The organism is Fervidicoccus sp., from assembly GCF_049967375.1.
In the GTDB taxonomy this organism is placed as follows: Archaea; Thermoproteota; Thermoprotei_A; order Sulfolobales; family Fervidicoccaceae; genus Fervidicoccus; species Fervidicoccus fontis.
Genome location: NZ_JBMFSV010000013.1, coordinates 1 through 3838, shown reverse-complemented (window position 1 = coordinate 3838; position 3838 = coordinate 1). Strand labels below are relative to the sequence as shown.

At 34.6% G+C, this 3838-nt stretch carries 2 protein-coding genes and 1 pseudogene; 2 read left to right on the top strand and 1 reads right to left on the bottom strand.

From position 1 onward, the window contains the following. Positions 1-549 (top strand): annotated as a pseudogene (locus ACP5SL_RS03495) (mevalonate kinase); the annotation flags it as partial. On the opposite strand, the gene ACP5SL_RS03490 reads toward ACP5SL_RS03495, so the two are convergent. Further along, positions 546-1250, bottom strand: a complete 705-nt coding sequence (locus tag ACP5SL_RS03490) for an HAD family hydrolase (protein WP_158308309.1) — start codon at positions 1248-1250, stop codon at positions 546-548. The pseudogene ACP5SL_RS03495 and the gene ACP5SL_RS03490 overlap by 4 nt on opposite strands. Before the next feature lie 172 nt (positions 1251-1422). Between ACP5SL_RS03490 and feoB the strand changes: the two genes are divergently transcribed. Further along, complete coding sequence (feoB, locus tag ACP5SL_RS03485; RefSeq protein WP_428228191.1) at positions 1423-3552, top strand: ferrous iron transport protein B; 2130 nt, start codon at positions 1423-1425, stop codon at positions 3550-3552. The last annotated feature ends 286 nt before the right edge of the window (positions 3553-3838 follow it).

The following is a 3838-nucleotide window of genomic DNA, read 5'->3' as shown; positions in this document are numbered from 1 at the left end:
GTCCAAGGAATAGCCTCTCCTATGGATACATCCATTACTGCTATTGGAGGATTTTTGAAAATTAAATACATCGATAAAACCGTTGAAAGGACCCCCATTGAAGTCAAAGAAGAGATTCCTCTCCTTATAGGCTATGTAGAAAGGGAAAGCAGAACAAAAGACATGGTAGCAATGGTAAGAAAAAAGATAGAAAGCTATCCAGAAATATATATGAAAATCATGGAGCTTATAGGAAATACTGTAGAAAAAGCGGAAAGCGCACTTCTCAATAACAATCTTCATGAGCTTGGAAGCTTCATGAACCTAAATCATTCATTGTTAGATGCTTTAGGAGTATCAACACGAAGGTTAAATGAGCTAGTTTATGTGGCTAGAGATGCTGGAGCGTATGGATCTAAGCTTACTGGAGCTGGTGGGGGAGGATGTGTAATTGCATTAACGCCTGAGAATCAAGATGTTATTGAAACAGCTATGAAGCTTCATGGAACTCTAACTTTCAGGACTAAATTAGGAACCGATGGAGTAAAAATAGAAAGCGTGGAAATTTAAGCCTTATTTATTTTTTTAATTATTTCTGAAAGGAATGACAAAGATCTGATCGCATATGCTTTTTTACCAAGCTCAATATAGTTAGCGTTCAGATCTCTCTTAATCAAGAACCCGTACATTCCTGAAGATATTGCTCCGACAAAGTCGTTTTCCAGCGAATCCCCGATATGGCCAAGCTCGTTCAGACTTACATTAAGCCTTTTGCTAGCAATTTGGAATATTTCTTTACTTGGCTTTTGGTAACCGACCTCATCCTGAAATATTGTAGCATCGAAGTAATCAAGCAATCCATTGCGCTTCAAAATAAGCCTTGTTATCATACCAGGCCAAAATAAAACATTTCCAACCAATCCAATTTTCATTCCCATTTTTTTAATTTCATGTATAGAACTTATAGAGTCTTCAAAAGCAAGAGAGCATATCTCTTCGCTTTCGATAATCTCAATTACGCTGTTAAATAAATCCTCTTGGTTTTTTAGTCCAAGTCTGTTTGAAAAATATTCGGCAGTATCGTAGATTATATTCTTAAACCCACCCTCGAGTCTGATCTTAATTGCATCTCTATCAATGCTCATTATATTCTTAAAAACTTCCTCACCACTTTTCCCCAGCTTTTTACCTATATTTATTGATAGCAATTGATAAAATTTATCTTCATTGAGTATTGTATCCCATACATCAAAAGTTAAAGCTTTAATCAAGGGTATCACCATATTATATTCGATATATATTCATTAAAATAACTGCAATAAATTAAAACTACTAATGTGCTTATTAGCTACTTTGTTTATAATTATGAAGTTCTGTATATATTCAATATTTTTTATCTTTATCCGTAAATACCTTAATGAGAGTGAGTAAGAGTGAGATATGATGCCTTTCAATGCCAAAGAGGAAAACAGCAAAGAATTCTGCAACTTTAAAATTTTAGTAGCAGGAAGCCCAAACGTAGGCAAGTCGACATTCTTCAATACAGTTACAGGAGAGAGCGTGTCAGTAGCAAATTGGCCTGGGACAACTGTAGAGAAAAAAGAAGGAAGAGTAAGGTATAATGGTAATGTCTTATGCTTTTCAGACTTGCCTGGCACTTATAACCTTTCTTCTTTTTCACCTGAAGAGAGCATAACGCTTGAAAATATATTAAATGGTAAATGGGATGCGATACTAATACTCGTAGATTCCTTAGATTTAATAAAATCGCTTTATTTTGCAGCGCAGGTTCTTGAACTTTACTCTAACGCAATCCTTGCATTTACGAAAAGTGACATTACCCATAGCAAGGGAATACATATAAGATATGATGGAATTCAGAGAGAATTGGGAGTTCCATTAATTCCAATATCCTCTTTGACAAAGTCAGGTATAGACGAGTTGCTTAAAGAGATTTTATCGATAAATAAAAGCAAAAAAGAAGGAAGTTTAAACATAAATTACCTGTCACTAGAGCCATTTATTAAAGAGCTGGAAAATGCTCTTATTCCATTTAAATCAAAGCTTAAATGGAGGTTAAGATGGATAGCTATTAAGCTTTTAGAGCAAGACGAGCTTGTAGAAAAATATGTTCTTAATGCTTTAGGTAGTGATGAAATAAAGAAAAAGGCTGAAGAGCTTATTAAGAAATATATAGAAAACTACAACAGAACTCCTAGAGAAGTAGTAATATCTAGAAGGTATGATTTTGTTGAAAAAATTGTAAAAGAGAACGTTGCACAAAAAGCTGTAGAAAAGAAACCTTCTATGATCGAAAGAATATTCTTTGTTCCAGTATTGGGATTTTTGTTTTCAATTTTGATTTACTTTACGATTTTTGCTATAGCATTTACAATCAACATAGGTTTTCCTTTAAATGTAATATTCAAATACGTAGGACTTGAAAAGGTTGGCGAGCTTTTAGAGAACTATAGTTTAAGCGGTATAATATCTGAAGGTTTTAATAGGCTCTCTGCAACTCTCTTTCCGTTTTTATCTTTATACGTGCCTAATTGGATTGCCTCATTGATTTGTGATGGAATAATACCGGGCGTTGGTGCTGTGTTAAGCTTCTTGCCACTAATAATGACTACCTATGCGTTATTAGGCGTTTTAGAAGATTCTGGATTAGGTATCAGGATCGCATTATCTTTCGATAGGTTTTTTAAAATCTTTGGACTTACCGGAAGGTCTTTATTCCCGCTTACTTTATCTTTGGGTTGTAATGTTCCTGGTGTGCTTTCAACTAGAAGCTTAGAAGATAAAAATGAGCGCCTTTCACTAATTTATTCCGTCCCTTTTGTGCCATGTCAAGCGAGACTAGTTATCATAATGGCATTTGTATCGGTATTTTTCACATCTCCTATTTTAGGAGCTTCTGTGATGGTCTCTATATACGCAATTTCCATACTTATAGCCCTTTTATCTGCGCTATTGATTAGAAGGTTTATTTTAAAAAGCAAAGAACCATCTGAAATGATAGCGGAAGTCCCTCCGATACATAAACCTATAGCAAAAGTCATTTGGTGGCATGTTTGGGACAACAGCAAGCATTTTCTTAAAAAAGCAGGTACTATTATATTTGCACTTTCTATAGTTGTTTGGTTTCTTCTAAACTTTTCGCCGAGCGGAAATTATGCTCCATCAATAGAAGACAGCATTGCATCATATATTGGAAGCTTCCTATCTCCAATTGGCAAAATGTATGGAATGAATGACGTTACTGCATGGAAAACCGCTTTTCTTTTTGAAACAGGCATTGTGGCAAAAGAAGGATTTTTAGAAACGTCAGTCTTGCTCAGTGGAGGAAATGTGAGTGTAAATGAAGCTATAAGTGCCTTAGGATATTCTGCACCTCAAGCATATGCAGTACTTCTTGCAGCTACACTTTATGTTCCCTGTATTGCTACGCTTTCTGTTTTATATTCAGAAACCAAGTCTATAAAAGGGGTCGTTGCAGTAACTGGCTATATGATAAATGTTGCTATCGTAGTATCGTTCATATCATATAAGTTGCTCTCTCTTTTTGTGTGAATAATAATGATAAAATTGTGAGAAAGCTGACAAAGTTTTAAAATAAAATAGCATTTAATTTACTTTGCTTATTAATTTCTTCATTTTTAAGAAAATCAAATTTCTTATAAGAGTTAGGAATCTGACCTCATAATTACCCTAAATTGCAGGAGAGATTCAGATCTCATATAAGTTCATAGATTAATCTCATCCCCTCATTTTTAATTTCCTGCATCCCTTCTTGGTTCTGCATATGGCTTAAAGGCTTTCGAGAGCAAGGTATTTGGAGAACATGTTTATGCATGCA